Source organism: Lysobacter koreensis, from assembly GCF_042677045.1.
GTDB classification, from domain to species: Bacteria; Pseudomonadota; Gammaproteobacteria; order Xanthomonadales; family Xanthomonadaceae; genus Lysobacter_K; species Lysobacter_K koreensis.
The window spans coordinates 53,926-78,108 of the sequence record NZ_JBHTIH010000002.1 but is presented as its reverse complement, the minus strand read 5'-3'; the positions used below and the strand labels follow the sequence as shown (position 1 = coordinate 78,108).

21 protein-coding genes and 1 tRNA gene are annotated in these 24,183 nt (G+C 69.5%); 13 read left to right on the top strand and 9 right to left on the bottom strand.

The window, feature by feature from the left end; genetic code table 11:
- Positions 1–53: 53 nt before the first annotated feature.
- From rlmB to ACFQZQ_RS00560, 6 genes are all read right to left on the bottom strand, one after another.
- The gene (gene rlmB / locus ACFQZQ_RS00585; protein WP_386810751.1) at positions 54–812 is read right to left on the bottom strand and encodes a 23S rRNA (guanosine(2251)-2'-O)-methyltransferase RlmB; all 759 of its coding nucleotides are present in this window, start codon (positions 810–812) and stop codon (positions 54–56) included.
- A 220-nt stretch (positions 813–1,032) separates the two neighbouring features.
- Positions 1,033–3,549 carry a ribonuclease R gene (gene rnr / locus ACFQZQ_RS00580; protein WP_386810750.1) on the bottom strand — a complete coding sequence of 839 codons (2,517 nt, stop codon included), beginning with the start codon at positions 3,547–3,549 and terminating at the stop codon, positions 1,033–1,035.
- Between the two features lie 50 nt (positions 3,550–3,599).
- A complete protein-coding gene (locus ACFQZQ_RS00575; protein ID WP_386810749.1) occupies positions 3,600–3,848 on the bottom strand; it encodes a hypothetical protein in 249 nt (82 codons plus the stop codon).
- A 225-nt stretch (positions 3,849–4,073) separates the two neighbouring features.
- Positions 4,074–4,160: transfer RNA gene (locus tag ACFQZQ_RS00570), tRNA-Leu, on the bottom strand.
- A 116-nt stretch (positions 4,161–4,276) separates the two neighbouring features.
- Entirely contained in the window at positions 4,277–5,047 is a 771-nt protein-coding gene (locus ACFQZQ_RS00565) for an anti-sigma factor (protein WP_386810748.1), read from the bottom strand.
- 2 nt (positions 5,048–5,049) lie between these two features.
- Positions 5,050–5,619 (bottom strand): sigma-70 family RNA polymerase sigma factor, encoded by a 570-nt coding sequence (locus ACFQZQ_RS00560; protein WP_386810747.1) that lies wholly within the window; start codon positions 5,617–5,619, stop codon positions 5,050–5,052.
- Between the two features lie 342 nt (positions 5,620–5,961).
- Between ACFQZQ_RS00560 and parC the strand changes: the two genes are divergently transcribed.
- The 11 genes from parC to ACFQZQ_RS00505 all read left to right on the top strand — a co-directional run bounded on the left by parC (position 5,962) and on the right by ACFQZQ_RS00505 (position 17,542).
- Positions 5,962–8,205 carry a DNA topoisomerase IV subunit A gene (parC, locus tag ACFQZQ_RS00555; RefSeq protein WP_386810746.1) on the top strand — a complete coding sequence of 748 codons (2,244 nt, stop codon included), beginning with the start codon at positions 5,962–5,964 and terminating at the stop codon, positions 8,203–8,205.
- A 196-nt stretch (positions 8,206–8,401) separates the two neighbouring features.
- On the top strand, positions 8,402–9,058 hold the full coding sequence (locus ACFQZQ_RS00550; RefSeq protein WP_386810745.1) for a thiopurine S-methyltransferase: 657 nt from the start codon (positions 8,402–8,404) through the stop codon (positions 9,056–9,058).
- 51 nt (positions 9,059–9,109) lie between these two features.
- On the top strand, positions 9,110–10,015 hold the full coding sequence (locus ACFQZQ_RS00545; RefSeq protein ID WP_386810744.1) for a hypothetical protein: 906 nt from the start codon (positions 9,110–9,112) through the stop codon (positions 10,013–10,015).
- 225 nt (positions 10,016–10,240) lie between these two features.
- Complete coding sequence (locus ACFQZQ_RS00540) at positions 10,241–11,149, top strand: acyl-CoA desaturase (protein ID WP_386811617.1); 909 nt, start codon at positions 10,241–10,243, stop codon at positions 11,147–11,149.
- A 1-nt stretch (position 11,150) separates the two neighbouring features.
- A complete protein-coding gene (locus tag ACFQZQ_RS00535) occupies positions 11,151–12,455 on the top strand; it encodes an NAD(P)/FAD-dependent oxidoreductase (protein WP_386810743.1) in 1,305 nt (434 codons plus the stop codon).
- On the top strand, positions 12,452–13,255 hold the full coding sequence (locus tag ACFQZQ_RS00530) for a DUF1365 domain-containing protein (protein ID WP_386810742.1): 804 nt from the start codon (positions 12,452–12,454) through the stop codon (positions 13,253–13,255). The genes ACFQZQ_RS00535 and ACFQZQ_RS00530 overlap by 4 nt, the downstream gene beginning before the upstream one ends.
- Positions 13,252–14,532, top strand: coding sequence for a class I SAM-dependent methyltransferase (locus ACFQZQ_RS00525; RefSeq protein ID WP_386810741.1), 1,281 nt, complete (start codon positions 13,252–13,254; stop codon positions 14,530–14,532). The genes ACFQZQ_RS00530 and ACFQZQ_RS00525 overlap by 4 nt, the downstream gene beginning before the upstream one ends.
- Position 14,533: 1 nt before the next feature.
- A complete protein-coding gene (locus tag ACFQZQ_RS00520; RefSeq protein WP_386810740.1) occupies positions 14,534–15,079 on the top strand; it encodes a DUF2878 domain-containing protein in 546 nt (181 codons plus the stop codon).
- Positions 15,076–15,870 carry a DUF1295 domain-containing protein gene (locus ACFQZQ_RS00515; protein WP_386810739.1) on the top strand — a complete coding sequence of 265 codons (795 nt, stop codon included), beginning with the start codon at positions 15,076–15,078 and terminating at the stop codon, positions 15,868–15,870. Before ACFQZQ_RS00520 ends, ACFQZQ_RS00515 begins: the two co-directional genes overlap by 4 nt.
- Complete coding sequence (locus ACFQZQ_RS00510; protein WP_386810738.1) at positions 15,867–16,949, top strand: SAM-dependent methyltransferase; 1,083 nt, start codon at positions 15,867–15,869, stop codon at positions 16,947–16,949. Before ACFQZQ_RS00515 ends, ACFQZQ_RS00510 begins: the two co-directional genes overlap by 4 nt.
- 26 nt (positions 16,950–16,975) lie before the next feature.
- Complete coding sequence (locus ACFQZQ_RS00505) at positions 16,976–17,542, top strand: lipocalin family protein (protein ID WP_386810737.1); 567 nt, start codon at positions 16,976–16,978, stop codon at positions 17,540–17,542.
- Between the two features lie 62 nt (positions 17,543–17,604).
- Here the strand turns inward: ACFQZQ_RS00505 and asnB are convergent, their stop codons facing one another.
- Positions 17,605–19,314, bottom strand: coding sequence for an asparagine synthase B (gene asnB, locus ACFQZQ_RS00500; protein WP_386810736.1), 1,710 nt, complete (start codon positions 19,312–19,314; stop codon positions 17,605–17,607).
- Positions 19,315–19,709: 395 nt separating this feature from the next.
- On the opposite strand from asnB, the gene ACFQZQ_RS00495 reads away from it, so the two are divergent.
- Positions 19,710–22,103, top strand: a complete 2,394-nt coding sequence (locus ACFQZQ_RS00495; protein ID WP_386810735.1) for a penicillin acylase family protein — start codon at positions 19,710–19,712, stop codon at positions 22,101–22,103.
- Positions 22,100–22,618 (top strand): GNAT family N-acetyltransferase, encoded by a 519-nt coding sequence (locus tag ACFQZQ_RS00490; protein ID WP_386810734.1) that lies wholly within the window; start codon positions 22,100–22,102, stop codon positions 22,616–22,618. Before ACFQZQ_RS00495 ends, ACFQZQ_RS00490 begins: the two co-directional genes overlap by 4 nt.
- A gap of 74 nt (positions 22,619–22,692) precedes the next feature.
- On the opposite strand, the gene dapE is transcribed toward ACFQZQ_RS00490, so the two are convergent.
- The gene (gene dapE, locus ACFQZQ_RS00485) at positions 22,693–23,820 is read right to left on the bottom strand and encodes a succinyl-diaminopimelate desuccinylase (RefSeq protein ID WP_386810733.1); all 1,128 of its coding nucleotides are present in this window, start codon (positions 23,818–23,820) and stop codon (positions 22,693–22,695) included.
- Positions 23,817–24,179, bottom strand: a complete 363-nt coding sequence (locus tag ACFQZQ_RS00480; RefSeq protein WP_386810732.1) for a Spx/MgsR family RNA polymerase-binding regulatory protein — start codon at positions 24,177–24,179, stop codon at positions 23,817–23,819. Before ACFQZQ_RS00480 ends, dapE begins: the two co-directional genes overlap by 4 nt.
- Positions 24,180–24,183: the final 4 nt, after the last annotated feature.

Sequence of the window (24,183 nt, the reverse complement as noted above, 5' to 3'; positions counted from 1 at the left end):
CCTCATCCGCCCTTCGGGCACCTTCTCCCAATGGGAGAAGGAAAGCTGGACGACTACGTCGCAGCGACGCCCCGCTGCCGAACCGCCTCGAACAAGGTCACGCCGCTCGCCACCGACACGTTGAGGCTCTCGACCTCGCTGCCGCCCGGCATCGGGATCTTGACCAGCTGGTCGCAGTTCTCGCGCGTCAACCGGCGCAGGCCATCGCCCTCGCCGCCGAGCACCAGCGCGACGTTGCCGCGCAGGTCGATCGAATAGATCGATGCCTCGGCTTCGCCGGCCAGGCCGTACAGCCACACGCCCAGCTGCTGCAGGTCGCGCATCGCGCGCGCCAGGTTGGTGACCGACACCACCGGGATGCTGTCGGCGGCACCGGCCGAGGTCTTGCGCACGGTCGCATTGACCTGTACCGACTTGTCCTTGGGGATCAGCACCGCGGTCGCGCCGGCGGCCGCCGCGCTGCGCAGGCAGGCGCCGAGGTTGTGCGGGTCCTGCACGCCGTCGAGGATCAGCAGCAGCGCGCGGCCGTCGGCGGCGGCGACCAGGTCCTCCAGCTCGTTCTCGTTCCAGGTCTTGACCGCGGCGTAGCGCGCGACCACGCCCTGGTGGCGCAGGCCTCCGACGACGCCGTCGAGCGCCTGGGTGTTGACCCGGCGCACGTCGATGTCGAGGCGGCGCGCGTTGGCCTCGATCTCGGTCAGGCGCGGGTTCTTGGCGCCGGCCTCGATCAGCACCTCGCGCACGTTGGCGGCGTCGTGTTCCAGCGCTGCCGCCACCGCGTTGATGCCGGCGATCCATTGTTTCTGGCTCATGGGGTTTCCGTGGGCGGGTTGGAGCCGCCGCTGCTGGCGTCGGGGTGGGCCGGAGCGCACACCGCGATCGAGAAGGGCCGCCATTGTCCCCTAAGGGGACTTCGTTCGGGCGCCCCCAAGGGAATCTCCTTCGGGCGTAGGGCGGGCTTTCAACCCGCCGCTGCTGGCGATGCGGCGGACCGTGCGGCGGGTTGAAAACCCGCCCTACGACTGCGGTTGCTTAGTACTTCGCCTTGGTCCGCTTCGCCGGCTGCCCGCGCGCCGGCAGCGGCTTGACGCCCGGCTCCTCGACCAGACGGAAGTCGATCTTGCGGTCCTCGACGCTGGCCTTGAGCACGATGATGCTGAGCCGGTCGCCGAGCCGGAACTCGCGGCCGGTGCGCTCGCCGGTCAGGGTCTTGCGGATCGGGTCGAAGTGGTAGAAGTCGTTCGGCAGCTGGGTCACGTGCACCAGGCCGTTGACCTTGGAGTCGTCGAGCTCGATGAACAGACCGAAGCTGGTCACGCCGCTGATCGTGCCTTCGAACTGCCCGCCGACATGCTGCTCCATCCACGCCGCACGGTAGCGCTCGTCGACCTCGCGCGCGGCCTCGTCGGCGCGGCGCGAGCGCTCGGAACTTTGCAGCGACAGCGCCGTCATCTCGCGCGGCGAGTACGGGTAGTCGTCGGCCTTGGCGCCGCTGAGCACGTGCTTGATCGCGCGGTGCACCAGCAGGTCGGGGTAGCGCCGGATCGGCGAGGTAAAGTGCGCGTACGCCTCCAGCGCCAGGCCGAAGTGGCCGAGGTTGTCGGGCTGGTATACCGCCAGGCTCTGGCTGCGCAGCAATACCGATTCGATCAGGGCCGCGTCGGCGCGCTCGCGCACCTTCTTCAGTAACTGGGTGAAATCGCGCGGGTGCACCTGCGCCCACGCCGGCATCTTCAGCTTGAATTCCTTGAGGAACTCCTGCAGGTCGGCGTACTTGGACTCCGGCGGCCGGTCGTGGACGCGGTAAGGCGCCGGCACCTGGGTTGCGAGCAGGAACTTCGCCGCCTCCACGTTCGCCGCGATCATGCATTCCTCGATCAGCTTGTGCGCGTCGTTGCGCTGCAGCATGCCGGCCTGCACCACCTCGCCCTGCGTGCCGAGCACGAACCGCACCTCGCTGGACTCGAACTCGATCGCGCCACGGTGCTCGCGTGCCTTCGACAGGATCGCGAACAGCTGGTGGAGGCGCTGGATATGCGGCAGCAGCGAGCCGATCTGCGCGATCGCCTCGTCGTGCTGTTCCTGCAGCACCGCGTCGCCTTCCGCCGGGATCGGCATCACCGCGTGCCAGACCTGGGTGTAGGTCAGGCGCGCGTGCGAGTTCATCACCGCCTCGTAGAACTTCGACCGGGTGACCTCGCCCTTGCGGTCGATCTGCATGTCGCAGACGAAGCACAGGCGGTCGACCTTGGGCTTGAGCGAGCAAATGCCATTCGACAAGGTCTCCGGCAGCATCGGCACCACGAAACCGGGGAAGTACACCGAGGTCGCGCGCCGCGTGGCTTCGACGTCCAGCGGCGTGCCGGGCTTGACGTATGCCGAGACGTCGGCGATCGCGACCACCAGCCGGAAGCCGTCGCGGTTGGGCTCGCAGTAGACCGCGTCGTCGAAGTCCTTGGCGTCCTCGCCGTCGATGGTGACCAGCGGCAATGCGCGCAGGTCGACGCGTGTCGCCGCGGTGGCGGCATCGACGGTGATCGGCACCGCGGCGGCTTCGGCCAATACTTCCGGGGAGAACTCGTGCGGGATCTCGTGGCCGTGGATCGCCGCCTGCACCGCCAGCGACGCGGTCAGCTTGTCGCCCAGCACGGTCAGCACGCGGCCGATCGGCGGGCGCTGCGCATCCGGCGCCTGCACCAGTTCGGCGACCACCAGCTGGCCGTGCTGCGCGTCGCCGCGCGACTCCGGCGGGATCAGCACGTTGCGCTGGATGCGGCGGTCGTCGGGGACCACGAAACCGATCCCGGCCTCCACCGTGTAGCGGCCGATCAGGCGATTGAGCCGGCGTTCCAGCACCTCGACGATCGCGCCTTCGCGGCGGCCGCGGCGGTCCATGCCGGTGACGCAGGCGAGTACGCGGTCGCCGTGCATGACCTTGCGCATCTCGAACGGCGACAGGAACAGGTCGTCGCCACCGCCGGCCTCCGGGCGCAGGAAGCCGAAGCCGTCCGGGTTGGCGATCACCACGCCCGGGATCAAGTCCATGCGCTCGGCCGGTGCGAACGCGCCCTTGCGGTTCTGCAGCAACTGGCCGTCGCGGACCATCGCGCGCAGGCGGTTGGTCAGGGCATCGAAGCGGTCGGGTTCGATCAGCGCGAGCTTCTGCGCCAGTTCCTCGATCGCCATCGGGCCATCGGCGGCGGCCAGCAGTTGCACGATCATTTCGCGGCTGGCGATGGGCTGCTCGTAGCGCCGTGCCTCGCGGTCGGCATAGGGGTCGTGCCCGGGCGGATGCGCGCCGGCGGCGGGCATCGGCTGCAGCGGCCGGGCACGCGGTGATGTGGGGTGCGCTGGTTTGAATCCGCGCGGCGGCGGTTCGGGCATCCATCCGGGGCGCTTGCCAGCCGGGCCGCCGGAACGCTTGCCACCGGGGCCGCTGGACGGCTTGCCGGATTGGTCGCCGCGCGCGGCGCTGGTCTTGGCGGGGCCGGCTTTGCCGGGGGTCTTGCTGCCGCGGCCGGAACCGCGCTTGCTGGGGGGTTTTGTCATCGGCCGGATGTTACACCCCGGTCGTCAAAGGCCCGTGTCGACGCGGGCACTCAAGGACGAATCTTGAAGCCGGGATTCTCGTTGGCCGTGCCGTCCGCCTCGAGCACCGCGAAGCGCGTGCCGTCGCGAAAGAACACCACCGGGATCGGATCCAGGAACAGTGGCCGCCGCACGAACCGCAAGGTCCAGCCGAAGTGCTCCAGGGTGTGCAGGGCGTTCAGTTGCTCGTGGGTGAGCCCGGCCCTCAGATCGGCGGCGCTTTCCTCATCGGTCTTGCTGCGTCGTTCGCGGTCGGACATGGCGTCTCCAGCTTCCTTGTCTGGCACGCAGTGTGCCGCGAGAAATTTCGACATGACGTGAACACATTGGCCGCCAGCCCCCGCGCCCCAAAGTCGCGACCCAGGCAAGGGGGCCATGTCGCGCATGGCATGCCGCCGCTTATGCGCCGCGGTGGATCGCCCAACAAAAAACCCCGCCGAGGCGAGGTTCGTTGTGTGTCCGACGCGGTAGTCGTCGGACGATGTTGGTGCCCGGGAGAGGACTCGAACCTCCACGGAGTTGCCCCCGCTAGCACCTGAAGCTAGTGCGTCTACCAATTCCGCCACCCGGGCAAACCCGCACGATTGGGCTGTGCGGGGCGCGTATGTTGCGTTGCGGCGTGGTGGATGTCAACACGTCGCCACGCTCTTTTTCCCGCCCCGAACGCATGCGCGCCGCGGCCTTGCGATCAGATGATCTGGATGCCGCCCTTGGCGATGATCGGCCCGGTCGGCACGCCCTGCGGCGCGCCGCCCTGCGGTTCCAAAGTGATCGCCAGCGTCGATCCCACCGCCAATGCGCGACGGATGTCGGCCGGCACCGACACGCTGTGCGCCTTGTCGATCGAGACCAGACCGAGCGAGCGCGGCGCTTCGCCGGCCGGGATCAACCACAGCTCGGGCACGCGCCCTTGGGCGTCGGCCGCGGCCGGTACCGGCACCATCAGCACGCTGCCGCGCGCGAGGTCGATCGACGCCAGCCAGCCCGGCGTGCCGTCGTCGTGGGCGAGCGTGGTAACCGGCTTGGCGGCGGCTTCTTCCGGTGCGGGCGTGGGCGCGGGTTGCACCACCACCTGCGGCGGCTGCGGTGCCGGCACTGGCGCCTGCGGAATGCGGCCGATGACCACCGCACCGATCGCGGCAGCCGCAGCCACCGCGGTCGCCGCGCGCCAGAAGCCGACGCTCTGCCACGCGCCACGCTTGCCGCCTTCGACCGGCGACCAGCCCAGGCGCGCACGCAACCGCAGCCAGACCTGTTCGGGCACGGTGACCGGGTCGATCCCGTCGAGCAGCGCGGCGAAGCGCTGCTCCCAGGCGAGGACCAGCGCGGCGAACGCCGGCTCGCCATCGATGCGTGCCTGCGCGGCGCGGCGCGCGGCGGCATCGAGCACGCCGACCACGTACTCGGCGGCCAGCAGGTCGTCGCTGGGCGGCTCGTGCTGGAATTGTTCGTCGCTCATGTTCATTGCTCAAGGCACGCGCGCAGCTGCAGCAGGCCGCGCCGGATCCAGCTCTTGACCGAACCCAGCGGCGAACCGACCCGCGCCGCGAGTTCCTCGTAAGTGGCACCTTCGAAGAATGCGACCCGGATCAGCGAACGCCGGCGCGGGTCGAGCTGCTCCATGCAGGCTCCCAGGCGCGCGTTGTCGGTAGCGTGTTCGGTGGCGGCCAGCGGCGAGGGCGCGCTATCGGCGACTTCGTCGGCCCATTCCAGCGGCGCGCTGCGGTTGCGCGCCGGGGTGGCGCGGATGCGGTCGATGGCCTTGTTGCGCGCGATCATCGCCAGCCAGGTGATCGCACTGGCGCGGCTGGCGTCGAACTGCGCGGCCTTGCTCCAGACCGTGGCATAGGCCTCCTGCAGCACGTCCTGGGCCTCGTCGCGGTCGGGCAGCACGCGCAGGCAGACCCCGAACAACTTCGACGAGGTCGCCCGGTACAACTGCTCGAACGCGGCGCGATCGCCATTGGCAATCGCACCCAGGGTTCTGGCCAGTGTCTCGGCGGCACCGTGATCGTGAATGGTCTCGCTCATCCCTGCCCCGTCGTTGAATCGCGCACCCGCCGATTGTAGGCATGGGTTGGGTGCCGTGTGTCGAGCGGGGGGAGCGCGGAGGCTGCGGCGGACCAGCCAACGCTGTCCCGACCGCGCCCAACGCGGCCTGGCGGACGCGGTCTGCTCCGGCAGATGGGAGTGGAAAATGGCCGTGACCCCTATGCCGATCCGATGTCACCTATACGGCGCGGCGGCCGCCGTGGATGCGATTCGACGCGCGAGACGGCGGCAATGCCGGGCGGCAGCGTCGTGATCGCAGGAAACCGGGCCGAGCGCCCCGGTAGAATCGGCCCGACGCAATCCTCCGAGCCGCACCGCCCCATGACTGAACCCGTCCGCCCGGTTTTCCACGGTTTCGAACAGATCCCGCTGCGCGAGTACGCCGAACGCGCCTACCTCGACTACTCGATGTACGTGGTGCTCGATCGCGCGCTGCCGTTCCTCGGCGACGGCCTCAAGCCGGTGCAGCGCCGCATCATCTACGCGATGAGCGAGCTGGGCCTGGCCGCCGGCGCCAAGCCGAAGAAGTCCGCGCGCACGATCGGCGACGTAATCGGCAAGTACCACCCGCACGGCGACAGCGCCTGCTACGAGGCGATGGTGCTGATGGCGCAGCCGTTCTCGTACCGCTACCCGCTGGTCGAGGGCCAGGGCAACTTCGGCTCGTCCGACGACCCCAAGTCGTTCGCGGCGATGCGCTATACCGAATCCAAGCTGACTCCGATCGCCGAGGTGCTGCTGGGCGAACTCGGCCAGGGCACCGTGGACTGGGACCCGAACTTCGACGGCACCCTCGAAGAACCGACCTGGATGCCGGCGCGACTGCCGCACCTGCTGCTCAACGGCACCACCGGCATCGCGGTGGGCATGGCCACCGACGTGCCGCCGCACAACCTCAACGAGATCGTCAGCGCCTGCGTGCGCCTGCTCGACGACCCTGACGCGAGCACCCGCGACCTGTGCGAGCACGTGCGCGGACCGGACTACCCGACTGCGGCGGAGATCATCACCCCCGCGGCCGACCTGCTGGCCATGTACGAGACCGGCCTGGGCAGCATCCGTGCGCGCGCGGTGTGGGTGAAGGAAGCGCAGAACTTCGTCATCACCGCGCTGCCCTACCAGGCCTCGCCGGGCAAGATCATCGAGCAGATCGCGCAGCAGATGCGCGCCAAGAAGTTGCCGTGGCTGGAGGACCTGCGCGACGAGTCCGACCACGCCAACCCGACCCGGATCGTGCTGGTGCCGCGCAGCAACCGGGTCGATGCCGAGCAGCTGATGGGTCACCTGTTCGCGACGACCGACCTGGAGAAGAGCTACCGGGTCAACATGAACGTGATCGGCCTCGATGGCCGTCCGCAGGTCAAGGGCCTGAAGGCGTTCCTGAGCGAGTGGCTGGCGTTCCGCACCGACACCGTGACCCGGCGCCTCAATCACCGCCTCGAGCGCGTCGATCGCCGCCTGCACTTGCTCGAAGGCCTGCTGGTCGCGTTCCTCAACCTGGATGAGGTGATCCGCATCATCCGCAGCGAGGACGAGCCCAAGCCGGTGCTGATGGCGCGGTTCGCGCTGGGCGAGGAGCAGACCGACTACATCCTCGAGACCAAGCTGCGCCAGCTGGCGCGGCTGGAGGAAATGAAGATCCGCGGCGAACAAGCCGACCTGGCCGCCGAGCGCGAGAAGATCATCGCCACGCTGGCCAGCAAGGCCAAGCTCAAGAAACTGGTCAAGGACGAACTGCTGGCCGACGCCAAGAAGTTCGGCGACCCGCGCCGCTCGCCGCTGGTCGCCCGCGGCGCGGCGCAGGCGTTGAGCGAGACCGAACTGGTGCCCAGCGAGCCGATGACCGTGGTGCTGAGCCAGAAGGGCTGGGTGCGTGCGGCCAAGGGCCACGACATCGACGCGGCCACTCTCAGCTACCGCGACGGCGACGGCCTGCTCGGATCGGCGAAGGCGCGCAGCACCCAGCAGGTCGCGTTCCTGGACTCCACCGGGCGCAGCTACTCGACCATCGTGCACGGCCTGCCGTCGGCGCGCGGCAACGGCGAGCCGCTGACCGGGCGTTTTTCGCTGGCGCCGGGCGCGTCGTTCCAGGCGCTCGCCAGCGGCGACAACGACAGCCGTTTCGTGCTGATGTCGAGCCACGGCTACGGCTTCGTCACCCGTTTCGAGAACCTCACCGGCCGCAACAAGGCCGGCAAGGCGATGCTGTCGCTGACCCCGAACGCGAAGGTGATCGCGCCCGCCGCGGTCGGCAGTGTCGAAACCGACCGGGTGGTGGTGGTCACCAGCGCCGGGCACCTGATCGCGTTCCCGGTCGCCGAACTGCCCGAGCTGGACAAGGGCAAGGGCAACAAGCTGATCGACATCCCCAAGGCCAAGCTCGGCACAGAGCACGTGGTCGCGGTCGCGGTGGTGGCACCGGGCGCGACGCTGAGTGTCTACTCGGGCGCGCGCACGATGAGCTTGTCGTTCAAGGACTTGGACGCGTATGTCGGCAGCCGGGCGACGCGGGGTGGGTTGTTGCCGCGTGGGTGGCAGAAGGTGGATGGGTTGCATGTCGAATAAGTCGAGCAACAGGCAAATCTCATCACGCGCGGCGGCGCGTTGCAGTTCCTCGCAAGCGGGTTGAGTCCCGGCGCGGCAGAAGGTGGATGGGTTGCATGTCGAATAAGTCGAGCAACAGGCGAATCTCATCACGCGCGGCGGCGCGTTGCAGTTCCTCGCAAGCGGGTCGCGTCCGTGCGCGGCTCGACGAATCACCATGAACCCCGATTTCTGGCACCAACGCTGGCTCGAAGGTCGCATCGGCTTCCATCAGGACAAGGTGACGCCCTTGCTGCAGAAGCACTGGCCATCGCTGGCCGTGCGCGCGGGCAGCCGCGTGTTCGTGCCGCTGGCGGGCAAGTCGCTGGACTTGCTGTGGTTGGCGGCGCAGGGCTATCGCGTGCTCGGGGTGGAGTTGTCGCAGCTGGCGGTGGAGCAGTTCTTCGCCGAACACGCGCTGGAGCCACAGGTCCACAGCACGGCCTACGGCACCCACTACACGGCTGGCGCAATCGAACTGATCTGCGGCGATGCGTTCGCGCTGGATCGGCCGGCACTGGCCGGCTGCGGCGCGGTGTTCGATCGCGCCGCGCTGATCGCACTGCCGCCGCAGCTGCGGGCGCGCTACGCCAGCGAGCTGTATGCGCGGTTGCCGGCGGGTTGTCGCGGACTGCTGATCACGCTGGAGTACCCGCAGCGCGAGAAGGAAGGGCCACCGTTCTCGGTACGCGAGGATGAGGTGCGAGTCCTGTATGGCGTCGACTGGCAGGTCGCGGTTCTGGAGCGGCGCGAGATCCTGGGGCAGCAGCCGCAATTCGTGTCCGAAGGCGTTACCGCGCTGGAAACGGTGGTGTATCGGATGCAGCGGCGGTAGCAGGCGCGACCCGGGAATCGACCGGCCGCATGCGCAGCACTGACGACGCTGGTGCATCCGTTCCCACCGCTGCCGCGTAATAGCCGGAACCTCTTCCGGCGGCACACTGTGCATCCTCGCTTCCTTTTCCGAACTTCCACCATCGTGCAGCCGCAAATGCAGCGGCTTGCCACTGTGTCGCGGATCGCTGGCGCATTGCTGCTGCTCGGGCCCTCGATGGCCTGCGCCCTGGAGCGATACGAAGGACTCGCGTACGGCAAGCGCGACGGCGCGCTGGTCTATCGCGAAACCCATTGGCTGTACGACGACCACGGCAAATCCGCGCGCCTGGTCGTCTACCGCTGCCCGAACGGGACGCCGTTCGCACGCAAGCGCGTATGGGCCGCAGCGCCGACCAGCCGTGCTCCGGATTTCGAGTTCATCGACGCCCGCGATGGCTACCGGGAAGGCGTTCGCAGCCAGGGCGGCCGACGCGAGGTGTACTGGCAGGACAGCTCACAGGCGACCCCGCGCCAGCGCACGATCCAAATGAACACCAGCTCCGTGGTCGATGCCGGCTTCGACGCGTTGGTCCGCGCGCGATGGAATGCACTCGCGAGTGGGCAACCGGTGGCGGCGGCGTTCCTGTTGCCAAGCCGCCTGGATTTCCTGGACGTAAGCGTCCGCCAACGCGCTGCACCGCCCGCGCCCACTACCGATCCCCATGAGTCACAGGTCCACCTGCGCATGAAGCTGGATGCCTGGTATGGCTTTGCCGCGCCGCAAACGGACCTGGATTACCTGGTCCGCGACCGCTGGCTGCTGCGGTTCCAGGGCCTCGGCACGATTCGCGACGCCCAGGGTCGCCACCAGGAAGTCCGCATCGAGTTCCCGCCCAAGCTGCTAGTGCGCGCGGCCAATCGCGCCGAACTGGAGTCCGCCCTCAACATCCCACTCCAGCGAACCTGCAAAAGCTGAGCCCGCGCCAGCGTGCCATCGGCGGCCCGTCGCGACCAGATTCGACAACTGAAGAAGCCGGATCGCCCCTGCATCTGTCCGGGCTCCGGCCGCGTATAGCCGGTATACGAATTGACCGCGGATCACTGCATGGACAGCCAGCCACGGGGTGATGCGACGTTGCACCCCACTCCGCCGTGCGGAGTCGAGATCTCTCCCGCCCCACGTGGCACTTGGGCGCGAACCCTGCGCACGGCCCGGCGCTGGGTCGACACCGAAACGACGCCCTCGCTGGACGCGCAACGGGCCGATCGCATCGACTGGTTGCGGGCGGCGCCGTTCGTGGCCTTGCACCTGGCCTGCCTGGCGGTGTTCTGGGTCGGCGTGTCGCCGGTCGCGATCGCGGTGGCGGTCGCGCTGTACGCGATCCGCATGTTCGCGCTGACCGGCTTCTACCACCGGTATTTTTCCCATCGCACGTTCCGCACCTCGCGTGGGGTGCAGTTCGTGTTCGCGCTGATCGGCGCGTCGAGCGTGCAGCGCGGGCCGCTGTGGTGGGCGGCACACCACCGCAACCACCACCGGCACGCGGACACCGCCCTCGACCCGCACTCGCCCACGCTGCTCGGATTCTTCTGGAGCCATGCCGGCTGGTTCCTGACCCCGCGCGGATTCCAGACGCACTGGGAACGCATCCCCGACCTCGCCCAGTACCCCGAACTGCGCTGGCTGGACCGCTACGACACCGCCATTCCGGTCGCGCTGGCGGCCGCTTTGTACGGGCTGGGGGCGCTGCTGGAACGCGTGGCGCCGCAGTGGGGCACCAGTGGCGGGCAGATGCTGGTCTGGGGGTTCTTCGTTTCGACCGTGGTGCTGTTCCATGCCACGGTCACCATCAATTCCTTCGCGCACCGCTTCGGCAAGCGCCGCTTCGACACGCGCGACGACAGCCGCAACAACGTCTGGCTGGCGTTGATCACGTTCGGCGAGGGCTGGCACAACAACCACCACTTCTTTCCCGGCACGGTGCGGCAGGGATTTCGCTGGTACGAGGTCGACCTGACCTGGTACGGGCTCAAGGCCATGGCGCTGCTGGGCCTGGTGCGCGAGCTCAAGCCGATCCCGGCGTGGGTCGCGGCGAAGGCGCGGGGCTGACATGCGCATCGCGATCGTGGGCTCCGGCATCGCCGGCCTCGCCTCGGCCTGGCTGCTATCGCGCCGCCACGACGTGGTGCTGCTGGAGGCCCACGACTACCTCGGTGGCCACACCCACACCCACGACATCGCGCTCGAGGGCCGGCACTACGCCGTGGACACCGGCTTCATCGTGCACAACCCGGTGCACTACCCGTTGCTGACGCGCCTGTTCGCCGAACTCGGCGTCGCCACCCAGCCGACCACGATGGGCTTCTCGGTCCACAGCGAAGCCAGCGGGCTGGAGTACAACGCGACCTCGCTCGACGGCCTGTTCTGCCAGCGTCGCAACCTGGCGTCCCCGCGTTTCTGGGGACTGCTGCGCGACCTGTGGCGGTTCTACCGGATCGCGCCGCGCCTGCTCGACAGCGACGACCCCGGCCCGAGCCTGGGCGAGTACCTGGCCCGGCACCGGTTTGGCGAGGCGTTCCGCGACGAGCACCTGGTGCCGATGGCGTCCGCGCTGTGGTCATCGCCGCCGCGGCAGGTCCTCGAATTTCCGGCGCGCTACCTGGTGCAGTTCATGGCCAACCATCACATGCTGCAGCTGAGCGGGCGCCCGGACTGGCGCGTGGTTTCCGGAGGATCGGCGCGCTACGTGGACGCGATGGCCCAGCGCTGGCAGGTTGAGGTGCGCCTGGGCACGCCGGTCAGGCGAGTGCGTCGCGATGCCGAAGGTGTCGAGGTCTTCACCGACGCCGGCGGCGAGCGCTTCGACCAGATCGTGCTCGCCTGCCACAGCGACCAGGCGTTGCAGTTGCTGGCCGACGCCGACGAGCGCGAGTCCACGATCCTCGGCGCGATGCCCTACCAGGCCAACGAGGCGGTGCTGCATACCGATGCGCGCCTGCTGCCGCGCGATCGCAAGGCGTGGGCGGCGTGGAACGCGCACGTGCCGCGTGATCGCGAGGGCGCCTGCACGGTGAGCTACTGCATGAACCTGCTGCAGGGCATCGACTCGCCGCAACCGCTGGTGGTGACCCTCAACCGCAGCGAGGCCATTGATCCCGAACGGGTCCTTCGCCGCATCAGCTACGCGCACCCCGTGTATACGCGTGCGTCGGTCGCCGCGCAGGCGCGCAAGGCGGAGATCCAGGGGGTTCGCCGCACCTGGTTCGCCGGTGCCTACTGGGGCTGGGGCTTCCACGAGGACGGCATGCGCAGCGCCGTGGAGGTCGCGCAGGCGCTCGGCGTGGGCTGGGCGCGCGCGCCGGCGGCGTCCTGCGGCGCAGCGGCGACGGACACGCTCGGATGGTCGCCGGCATGAGCGACAGCGGCGACGGCAGCCACCGCGGGCGTCCGCTGGCCAGTGCCGTGTACGAAGGCACGGTGCGCCACCGTCGGCATGGGCCGCGGCCGCATGCGTTCGAGTACCGCATGGCGCAGCTCTACCTCGACCTCGATGAGCTCGACCAAGTGTTCGAGCAACGCTGGCTGTGGTCGCAGGATCGGCGCAACGTCGCCGAGTTCCGACGCAGCGATTACCTCGGCCCACCGACGCTGCCGCTGGCGGAAGCGGTGCGCCAGCGCGTGCATCAGGCGACCGGCACGCGGCCGCTCGGGCCGATCCGCCTGCTTACCCACCTGCGCTACGGCGGCTTCGTCTTCAACCCGGTCAGCTTCTACTACTGCCATGCCGCCAACGGCCACGGGCTGGAATGCATCGTGGCGGAGATCACCAACACCCCGTGGCGCGAGCGGCACGCCTACGTGCTGCCGCTCGCGCAGGCCACGACGCACGGCCGCGTGTGGGAGTGGGACTTCGCCAAAGCCTTCCACGTCTCGCCGTTCCTGCCGATGGATCGCCGCTACCGCTGGCGCTTCACTGCTCCGGGCGATGACCTGCGCGTCCACATGGACGTGCTGCGCGGCGAGGAGCGCGAGTTCGACGCCACCGTGATGCTCAAGCGCCGGCCACTCGACGGTGCCTCGCTGGCACGCGTGCTGTGGCGCTACCCGCTGATGACCACCCAGGTCATCACCGCGATCCATTGGCAGGCGTTGCGGCTGTGGCTCAAGCGCATCCCCGTCCACAACCATCCCGCTCCTCAGCGAGACCCCGCATGAATTCCAACGCCGACTTGCTCTCCCAGTCCCCTGCCGCCTATGGCGGTCTCGACCGGTTCCTGCGCCAGCGGCTGCTGGCACAGATGGCCAATCTGCGGGGGCGGCCGTTGCGTGTCAGCGATGCGCAGGGCAGCGTCGAGATCGGCGATGCCGATGCCGATGCACCGCCGCTGCAGCTGCGGGTTCGCGACCCCGGGTTCTACCGGGCAGTCGCGGCCAACGGCAGCGTCGGCGCGGCCGAGGCCTACATGGACGGCCATTGGCACTGCGACGACCTGGTCGGTCTGGTGCAGCTACTGCTGCGAAACCGCGACCTGCTCGACGGCCTGGAGACCGGCTGGGCGCGACTGGGCGGGCTGGCCATGCGCGGCCTGCATGCAGTGCGCCGCAACACCCGCGGCGGTTCGCGGCGCAACATCGCCGCGCACTACGACCTGGGCAACGCGTTCTTCGGATTGTTCCTATCGCCGGACCTGATGTACTCCTCGGCGGTGTTCGCCCACCCGGACGACACGCTGGAGCAGGCCTCCACGCGCAAGCTGGGGCGCATCTGCGAGAAGCTGCGCCTGCGCCCGGGCGACCGCGTGATCGAGATCGGCACCGGCTGGGGCGGGTTCGCCCTGCACGCTGCCGCCCACCACGGCTGCCACGTCACCACCACGACCATTTCCCGCGAGCAGCACGCGCTGGCCAGCGCACGCGTCGCGCAGGCAGGCCTGCAGGACCGCGTGAGCGTGCTGCTGGAGGACTACCGCGACCTGCGCGGCCAGTACGACAAGCTGGTCTCGATCGAGATGATCGAGGCCATCGGCGCGCCGCTGCTCGACAGCTACTTCCGCACGTTGGGCGGCTTGCTCAAGCCCGACGGCTTGGCGCTGGTGCAGGCGATCACCATCGAGGATCACCGCTACGCGCAGGCGTTGGGCTCGGTGGATTTCATCAAGCGCCACGTGTTCCCCGGCTCGTTCATTCCCTCGATCGCCGCGATCGTCGCCGCCAAGGCGCGCAGCTGCGACCTCGCGCTCACGCATTTGGAGGACTTCGGCGGCTCGTACGCGCGCACGCTGCAGGCTTGGCGCGAACGCTTCCTCGCGCGCCTGCCGGAGGTGCGCGCGCAGGGATTCGACGAGCGCTTCATCCGCATGTGGGAGTTCTACCTGGCGTACTGCGAGGGCGGCTTCCGCGAACGCTCGATCGGCGTCACCCAGATGCTGTTCGCCAAGCCGGACAGCCGCGATGCCGAGTACGTGGCCGGCCTGGGCCGGATCGAGGCCTGAGATGCGCTTCTGGGCGAACGCGATTGGCTATCAAGTGGTGTGGTTCGTCGCGGTGGTCAGCGCCGCACGCGGCGAGCCGTGGACCGCTGCGGCTGTCGCGCTGGTCTTCGTCGCTGCGCAATGGCTGGCTTCGTCGCAACGCGATTCCGATGCGCGCCTGGTGGTGTGCGCGCTCGCCATCGGGATGCTGTTCGATGGCCTGCTCGCCGCCAGCGGCTGGCTGCGCTACGCATCCCCCGCGCCGGCGTTGTTCGCGCCGGCCTGGATCCTGGCGGTGTGGGCGGCGTTCGCGATGACCCTCAATCATTCGCTGGCGTTCCTGCGCGGCCACCATCGGATCGCCGCGGTTTTCGGCGCCGTCGGCGGGTCGCTGGCTTACCTTGCCGCCGCGCGCGGGTTCGACGCGGTGAGCTTCGTTGAACCGGGCTGGCGCGCGCTCGCGCTGCTGGCGCTGGGCTGGGCGGTCGCGATGCCGCTGCTGGCCGCGCTCGCGCAGCACTGGCGCCGGCATGCGACGTCACTCGCCGATGCGCGGGGCGTGCCATGAGCGCCTTGCAGACCCTGATACTGGTGTGGGCGCTTGCCGCGCTTGCGCAGGCCGGCGGTTGGCTGTGGCAGCGTCGCCGCCGCAACGCCGGGATCGTCGACGTGCTGTGGTCGCTCGGCGTCGGCGGCGCGGCGGTGCTGATGGCGGTGCTCGGATCGGGCGCGTTGCTGCCGCGGCTGCTGTTGGCGCTGCTGGGCGGCGCCTGGGGGCTGCGACTGGGCCTGCACCTGTGGCGGCGCGTCCGTGGCGAGCCGGAGGACGGCCGCTACGCACACCTGCGCACGCTCTGGCACCAGGACGACGTCAACTGGTTCGCCTTCTTCCAGTTCCAGGCCTTGCTGGTGGTGCTGTTCGCGCTGCCGTTCCTCGCGGTCGCGCTCAATCCGGTGTCCGGATTCACGCCCTGGCTGGCCGCGGGGGTGGCGACCTGGGTGGTCAGCGTCGCCGGCGAAGCGATCGCCGACGCCCAGCTGGCGCGGTTCCGCGCGGATCCCGCACACCGTGGCAGGACCTGCCGCGCCGGGCTGTGGCGCTACTCGCGCCATCCCAACTACTTCTTCGAGTGGCTGCACTGGTTCGCCTACGTGTTCCTGGCCATCGGGTCGCCGTGGTGGTGGCTGGCCTGGGTCGGCCCGCTGGTGATGTACGTGTTCCTGCGCTGGATCAGCGGCATCCCGTTCACCGAGGCGCAGGCCCTGCGCACGCGCGGCGAGGACTACCGCGAGTACCAGCGGACCACGCCGATGCTCTTTCCATGGTTTCCCAAACCCCCTGCGAGACACGACCCATGACCGCGGCACTCGATACCTTGGCGCTGGCGACCGACCAGCCCGCCCCCGGCCTGCTCGGCCTGGCCGAACGTGGCCTGCTACCCGATGCCGTGCTCAGGCTGGGCATGCGCCGCCTGTGCGCGCAGCGCCTGCGCGAGGAACTGGCCGGCGGCCCCGAAGCGCAGGCGCAACGCTTCCATGCCCGGCTGGCGATGCTGCGCGAGAGCCCGGTGGCGATCCATACCGATGTCGCCAACCGCCAGCACTACGAACTGCCGCCGGAGTTCTTCGCGCATTGCCTCGGGCCCCGGCTGAAGTACTCGTCGTGCTACTACCCCAGCGGCGACGAGACCCTGGCGCAGGCCGAGGAGGCGATGCTGGCGCTGTACGGCGAACGCGCCGAACTGGCCGACGGTCAGGACATCCTCGAACTGGGCTGCGGCTGGGGATCGCTGACGCTGTGGATGGCGCAGCGGTTCCCCAACGCCCGCATCACCGCGGTGTCCAACTCGCGGCCGCAACGGGAATTCATCGAAGCGCTTTGCCGCGAACGCGGTGTCGGCAACGTCCGCGTGCTGACCTGCGACGTCAACCGGCTGCAACTGCAGGCCGCGCAGTTCGACCGCTGCGTGTCGATCGAGATGTTCGAGCACATGCGCAATTACGACACCCTGCTCGAGCGCATCGGTGGCTGGCTGCGCGTGGGCGGCAAGCTGTTCGTGCATATCTTCTGCCATCGCACCGCGCTGTATCCGTTCGAGACGCAGGGCGGGGACAACTGGATGGGCCGGCACTTCTTCACCGGCGGCCTCATGCCGTCGGCCGACACCCTGGCATGGTTCCAGCGCGCGCTGCACCTGGAGCAACGCTGGCTGGTGGACGGACGCCACTACGAACGCACCGCCAACCACTGGCTGCAGGCCCAGGACCGCAACCGCGACGTGCTGATGCCGATCCTCGAGCAGGCCTACGGCAGCGCGGCGCCGTTGTGGTTCCAGCGCTGGCGGATGTTCTGGATGGCCTGCGCCGAATTGTTTGGTTACGCCGATGGCGAGCAATGGATGGTGGCCCATTACCGCTTCACCCGCGAGCGGGCTTGACCCGCACCCTGCCGAGGAATCCGACCATGTCCACTACCCGCCCGCTCCGCGTCTTGTTCGCATCCCTGCTGGGGGCGCTCGGCGTTGCCTGCGCGTCCGCGCCGCCGACCATCGCGCCGGTGGAGCAAGTCGACCTGGCGCGCTTCATGGGCGACTGGTACGTCATCGCGCACATCCCCAGTCGTCCCGAGCGCGACGCGTACAACGCGATCGAGTCCTACGCGCTGCAGCCCGACGGCTCGATCCAGACCACCTTCCGGTTCCGCGACGGCGGCTTCGACCGGCCACTGGAAACCATGCGGCCGCGCGGCTTCGTGCGGCCGGGGACCGGCAACGCGGTGTGGGGCATGCAGTTCGTCTGGCCGATCAAGGCCGAGTACGTGATCGTGCACGTCGATCCGGGCTACACCCAGACCATCGTCGGCCGCAGCAAGCGCGACTACGCCTGGATCATGGCGCGCACCCCGACCTTGCCCGAGGCCGAGTACACCGCGGCGGTGGCCCGCCTGCAGGCGTTGGGCTATTCGCTGGACGGCTTGCGGCGGGTGCCGCAGCAGTGGCCCGAAGCTGGCGGGCCGCGGCCGCAGCGCTGAGGTGCGGCATCAGTGCGCACGCCCGCGGTACCCGCCTACGGAAACCTTTTCGCCGGCGTCCCCTACCCCGCCAACGCCGCCTGGTGCACCCCCGCGATCGCCCGTCCCGACGGGTCGGCGGCGCTCGCGAACGCCGCGTCCCACGCGATCGCGGTCGGGGTCGAGCAGGCGATCGACTTGCCACCCGGCACCGTCTGCGCGCACGCCGCTCCCGGGAAGTTCTGCTCGAACAGGCGCCGGTAGAAGTACGCCTCCTTGGTCTGTGGCGGGTTGACCGGGAAGCGGCTCGCCGCGGCGGCGAACTCGCGGTCGCTGACATGCACTTCGGCGTGTGCCTTGAGCCCGTCGATCCAGCCGTAACCGACGCCGTCGCTGAACTGCTCCTTCTGCCGCCACAGGATTTCGTCGGGCAAGTAGCCCTCGAACGCCTCGCGCAGCACCGCTTTCTCGATGCGCCGGCGGCCGTCGGGCGCGGGAGAGTCGCCGCCGGCGATCATCTTCGCCTGCGCGTCCATGCGCATTGCCACGTCGAGGAACTCGACATCCAGGAACGGCACCCGCGGCTCCACTCCCCAGGCCATCATCGACTTGTTGGCGCGCAGGCAGTCGTAGTTGTGCAGCGCGTCGAGCTTGCGCACGGTCTCCTCGTGGAACTCGCGCGCGTTGGGCGCCTTGTGGAAGTACAGGTAGCCACCGAAGATCTCGTCGCTGCCCTCGCCCGACAGCACCATCTTCACCCCCATCGCCTTGATCCGACGCGCCAGCAGGAACATCGGCGTCGACGCGCGGATGGTGGTGACGTCGTAGGTCTCGACGTGGCGGATCACCTCGGGCAGCGCGTCCAGGCCCTCCTCGAAGGTGTACTTGAAGCCATGGTGCACGGTGCCCAGCGCCTTGGCGGCGACTTCGGCGGCCGCGAGGTCCGGCGAGCCTTCCAGCCCGATCGCGAACGAGTGCAGCCGCGGCCACCACGCCTCGGCGCGGTCGTCCTCCTCGATCCGATGGCGCGCGAAGCGGGCGGCACAGGCCGCGACCAGCGAGGAATCCAGGCCACCGGACAGCAGCACGCCGTAGGGCACGTCGCTCATCAGCTGCCGGTGCACGGCGCGCTCGAACGCTTCGCGCAGTTCCTGCTTTGACACCGCGACGCCCCGGGTTGCGTCGTAGTCGCGCCACGGCTTGGCGTAGTAGCGCACCAGCGCGTTGCTGGCGCTGTCGAAGTAGTGGCCCGGCGGAAACTGCGCGACGTCGGCGCAGAGCCCGACCAGCGCCTTCATCTCGGAGGCGACGCAGACGCGGCCGTGGCTGTCGTGGCCCCAATACAGCGGGCACACGCCGAGCGGATCACGCGCGATCAGGTAGCGCTGCCGTTCGCGGTCCCACAGCGCGAACGCGAAGATGCCGTTGAGCCGGTTCAACCACGCGCCCACGTCGCTGTCCTCGCGGTACAGGGCGTTGATCACCTCGCAATCCGAGCCGGTCTGGAACGCGTACGGCTGCCGCAGCTGCTGCTCGAGCTCGCGGTGGTTGTAGATCTCGCCGTTGACCGCCAGCACCAGTTTCCCGTCGGCCGTGCGCAGCGGCTGCGAACCGCCGGCCGGGTCGACGATCGCGAGGCGCTCGTGCACGAGGATCGCGCCAGTGTCGACATGCACGCCGCTCCAGTCCGGCCCGCGGTGGCGCTGCCGTTGCGACAGCTCCAACGCCTGCCGGCGCAGCGCGACGATGTCGTCGCCGGGCTGCAGGCCAAAGATTCCGAGGATCGAACACATGCAAGGCTCCTGGGATGGATTTTCCTGTTGGATCCCCGGCCAGGGATGGCCGGGCTCTTGTTCAAGGACGAACGACAAATACCGCCACCGCCAAAAACAAAAAAGCCCGCACTTCGCAGTGCAGGCCGGAGAGAACGATGAGCGTGGTTGTCGCGCGCTAATCGCCGGCCTGCGGGAGGCTGACGTTGTTATTGCGGTTATTGCGCGCGCCGACGCCGACGCCTGCGCACCCGGCACGGGCGAGGGTCTGGCGGGTGGTGGCGGACGGGGAGCGCATGGGCCGATCCTGCGCGATCCGGGCGCCGCCCGCAAGCACCCCCGAGGCAGGAATTCGCGCCCGGCCACGGCCGGGCCGGCAACAGGCCTGGGCTAAGCTCGCAGGCCAGGAGGGGCACATGGCGCGACCGATCACCCGATGGACCCGACGCATCGCGATCGGCTTGCTGGCGTTGCTGCTGGTGCTCGGGCTCGCCGCGTGGCTCGCGCTGCGCGGCAGCCTGCCGCAACTCGATGGCGAGCTGGCATTGCCTGGACTGTCGGCGCCCATCGCGGTCACGCGCGATGCGCTGGGCGTGGTCACCATCGAGGCTGCCAACGAACGCGATGCGATGCGCGCACTGGGCTACGTGCACGCGCAGGAACGTTACTTCGAGATGGACCTGATGCGCCGCACGGCGGCAGGCGAACTGGCCGCGCTGTTCGGCCCGATCGCGGTCGATACCGACAAGCGCCACCGCATGCATCGGATGCGCGCGCGGGTGGCGCAGCAACTCGATGGCATCGCCGGCAACCATCGGCCGGTGCTGCAGGCCTACGTCGACGGCGTCAACGCCGGCCTCGCCGGTCTCAAGTCCCGGCCGTGGCCTTACCTGCTGCTGCGCGCGCAACCCGACCCGTGGCAGCTGGCCGATACCGCGCTGGCCGGCTACGCGATGTACTTCGACCTGCACGACGCGGACAACGCGCGCGAGCTGGCGTTGTGGAAACTCAAGCCGCACCTGCCGCCGGCGTTGTTCACGCTGCTGACCCACGCCGGCAGCAGCTGGGACGCGCCGATGATGGGCACCCCGCGCGGCGATGCGGTGCTGCCGGACGCGACCACGCTCGACCTGCGCCGCCTGCCGGCATCCGCCGGCAAGGTCGCGGCGCAACTGCCGTCACCCCCGGAACTGGGCAGCAACAACTTCGCCGTCTCCGGCGCGCTGACCGCCGATGGTCGCGCGATCGTCGCCAACGACATGCACCTGACCCTGCGCGCGCCCAACATCTGGTTCCGCGCGCGCTTGCGCTACGCCGATGCGCGCGCGCCGCAGGGCCGGGTCGACGTGGCCGGCTTCACCCTGCCCGGCCTGCCGGCGATGGTGGTGGGCAGCAACGGCCACGTCGCCTGGGGCTTCACCAACAGCTACGGCGACTGGCTGGATTGGCAACGCGTGCGACCGTGCACCCCAGGTTCGACACCGGCGCCTTGCGCGCGCGTGACCGCGCATCGCGAACGCATCACCGTCGTCGGCGCCCAACCGGTAGACGTCGAGGTCGAGGAGACCGCGTGGGGCCCGATCCTGCATCGCGAAGCCGACGGCGAAGCGTGGGCCTTGCGCTGGGTCGCGCACCTGCCCGGCTCGCTCAGCCTCGCGCTGGCGGATTTTTCCCGCGCCGGCTCGCTGCGCGAAGTGCTGCAGTTGGCCGATGCCGTGGCGATGCCGGCGCAGAATCTGGTCGTGGGCGATCGCTCGGGCGAGATCGCCTGGCGGTTGCTGGGCCCGTTGCCGCAACGCAGCGCGGACTGCGTATCGACGCCGGTGGCAAGCCTCCGGCCCGCGGACACGGCCTGCGATCCCTGGGCACTGGAAACCGCCGGCACGCCCATCCTCCTTCCGGCGTCCGGGCGCGCGTGGACCGCCAACAGCCGCGTCGTCGATGGCGAGGCTTTGCAGCGGATCGGCGACGGGGGCTACGTGCTCGGCTCACGCGCGCGGCAGATCCGCGATCGGTTGTTCGCGCAGCAGCGATTCGGCGAGCGCGACCTGCTCGCGATCCAGCTCGACGACCGCACGCTTTTCCTGCGGCGCTGGTGGCAGTTGCTGGGCGACACGGCGACGCGGGCGCGCTCGCCTGCGCTGCAGCAGTTGTCCCGCGCCGCCAGCACCTGGCAGCCCCACGCCACCGCCGACTCGGTCAGCTACCGGATCGTCCGCGCCTGGCGTCTGAAAGTGCACGAGCGCATCGCCGAAGGCTTGGCCGCCCCGGCACGGACCGCACTGGGCGCGGAGTTCGAATTGCCCGCGCTGCCGCAACTCGAGGGCGTCGCCTGGCCGCTGCTGACCCAGCGACCGGCCCACCTGCTGCCAAGCCGGTTCGCGAGTTGGGATGCGTTGCTCGAGGACGCGGCGCGCGACGTGCGCGATGAACTGGCCGCGCAAGGCCCGCTGGCCGAGCGCAGCTGGGGCGAACGCAACACCGCCAGGATCTGCCACCCACTCGCCGGCGCGCTGCCCGCATTCGGGCGGCGCGCGCTGTGCATGCCGTTCGAGCCACTGCGCGGCGACACCGCGATGCCGCGGGTGCAGACACCGGACATGGGCGCGTCCGAACGCATGGTGGTGTCGCCCGGCCACGAGGCCGACGGCATCATCCACATGCCCGGCGGCCAGAGCGGCCACCCGTTGTCGCCGTTCTGGGGCGCGGGCCATGACGACTGGGTGCACGGGCGGCCGACGCCGTTCCTGCCGGGTGCGGTGCAGCACACGTTGCATCTCGTCCCATCGCAACCCGGCCAGTCCCGGTGACCCACGACGCAGACGCCGGCGAGCCAGCGCCGGTCATCCGGCAGGCGACCTCGGCCGATGCGGGCGGGCTGGCGGCCTTGGCGTTTCGCACTTCCGGATTGCCCGAAAGCGAGCGCGGCGATTTTTCGCCCGCGGGCAAGGCCGCGGAGATCGCGCGCGACAACATCGTCACCCTGCTCGCGCTGGTCGCGGGTGCGCCGGTCGGCTACCTGCAGCTGCGGTCCGGGCCGCTGCCGGCGTGCGTGGCTGGCGTGCGACCGATGCAACTGTGGCGGATCTATGTGGACAGCGAATTTCATGGCCGCCACATCGCCTCCAAGCTGCTGTCCGCCGCAGCGGCGGCGATGGCGGCACGGGATGTCGATACGGTTTGGCTGGGCGTGCAGCCGGACAACCTGCGGGCGCAGCGGTTCTACCAGAAGTCGGGGTTCAGGCCGGTGGGTACGACGTCGTGCCACGACGGCAGCGACGACCGGGTGTTTGCATGCGCGTTGTCGGAACTGGCACCCAGCTGAGGTTGGGTGGGTTTTATCCCGACGTCCTTACGGGAAGGACCGACCGCAACCGCATCGGCGGGTTGAAACCCGCCCTACGCGAGCATCTTCTCGATCAACGCCAAGTACAGCTCCGGCAGCGCCTCCAAGTCGGCCACCGCCACGTGCTCGTCGACCTTGTGGATGCTGGCGTTGACCGGGCCGATCTCGATGCACTGCGCGCCGAGCGGGGCGATGAAACGCGCATCCGAGGTGCCGCCGCCGGTGCTTTCCTCCGGCGCGCTGCCGCAGAACCGCGTCAGCACCTCGCGCGCCGCGGCGCGCAGCGGGCCCTCGGGCGTGTAGAACGGCTCGCCGCCACGCTGCCAGCGCACCTCGTACTCGAGACCGTGCGCACGCAGCACGTCCTCGCATTGCTGCTCAAGCTGCTCGGCGCGCCAGCTCGGGTTGTAGCGCAGGTTGAACAGCACCTGCATCTCGCCCGGGATCACGTTGTTGGCGCCGGTGCCGGCATGCACGTTGCTGACCTGAAGGCTGGTCGGCGGGAACGTCTCGTAGCCGTCGTCCCAGCGCCGCGCCGCGAGTTCGGCCAGCGCCGGCATCGCCTGGTGGATCGGGTTGCGCGCCTTCTCGGGATAGGCGACGTGGCCCTGGATCCCGCGCACCGTGAGCGTCGCGGACAAGGTGCCCCGGCGTCCGACCCGCAGCAGGTCGCCCAGGCGGGTGGTCGACGAGGGCTCACCGGTAATGCACCAGTCGATCCGCTCGCCGCGCGCGCGGAACGTCTCGGCAACCTTGCGCACGCCGTCGATCGCATCGCCCTCCTCGTCCGAGGTCAGCAGCAACGCGACCCGGCCGGGATGATCGGGATGGGTAGCGACGAAACGCTCCAGCGCCACCACGAATGCGGCCACGCTGCCTTTCATGTCGGCCGCGCCACGCCCGTACAGCACGCCGTCGCGGATCTCCGGCACGAACGGGTCGCTGGCCCAGGCCTCGCGCGGCCCGGGCGGCACCACGTCGGTGTGGCCAAGCAGGACCAGCGTCGGCCCGTCACTACCGTGCACCGCCCACAGGTTGTCGACCACGCCGAAGCGCAGCTGCTCGCATCGGAAACCGCTGCGTTGCAAACGCTGCGCGATCAGCGCCTGGCAGCCGGCATCGTCCGGCGTCACGGACGCCCGCGCGACCAGGTCGCGGGTGAGATCGAGGACGTCGCTCACTTGTCGATCCCGAAACGCTGCTTGAAGCCGTTGTCGCTGAAGCCCTGCGTGATCGAGCCATCGTCGGTCACCACCAACGGGCGCCGGATCAGCTGCGGATACTCGCGCAGCAGCAGCTTCCATTCCGCGTCCGAACCGGGCGACTTGCGGTGCGGCGCGAGGTTGCGCCAGGTCGTCGACGACTTGTTGACCATCAGGTCCCAGCCGCCGACGTGCTCCTTCCATTCGACCAGGGTTTCCGGCGACTGCGGCCGGTCGCGGTAGTCGACGAACACATGCGCGACGCCGAAGCGCTCGAGCCACTTGCGCGCCTTCTTGCAGCTGTCGCAGTTCGACAGGCCGTACAGGGTCGTCGTCATGACC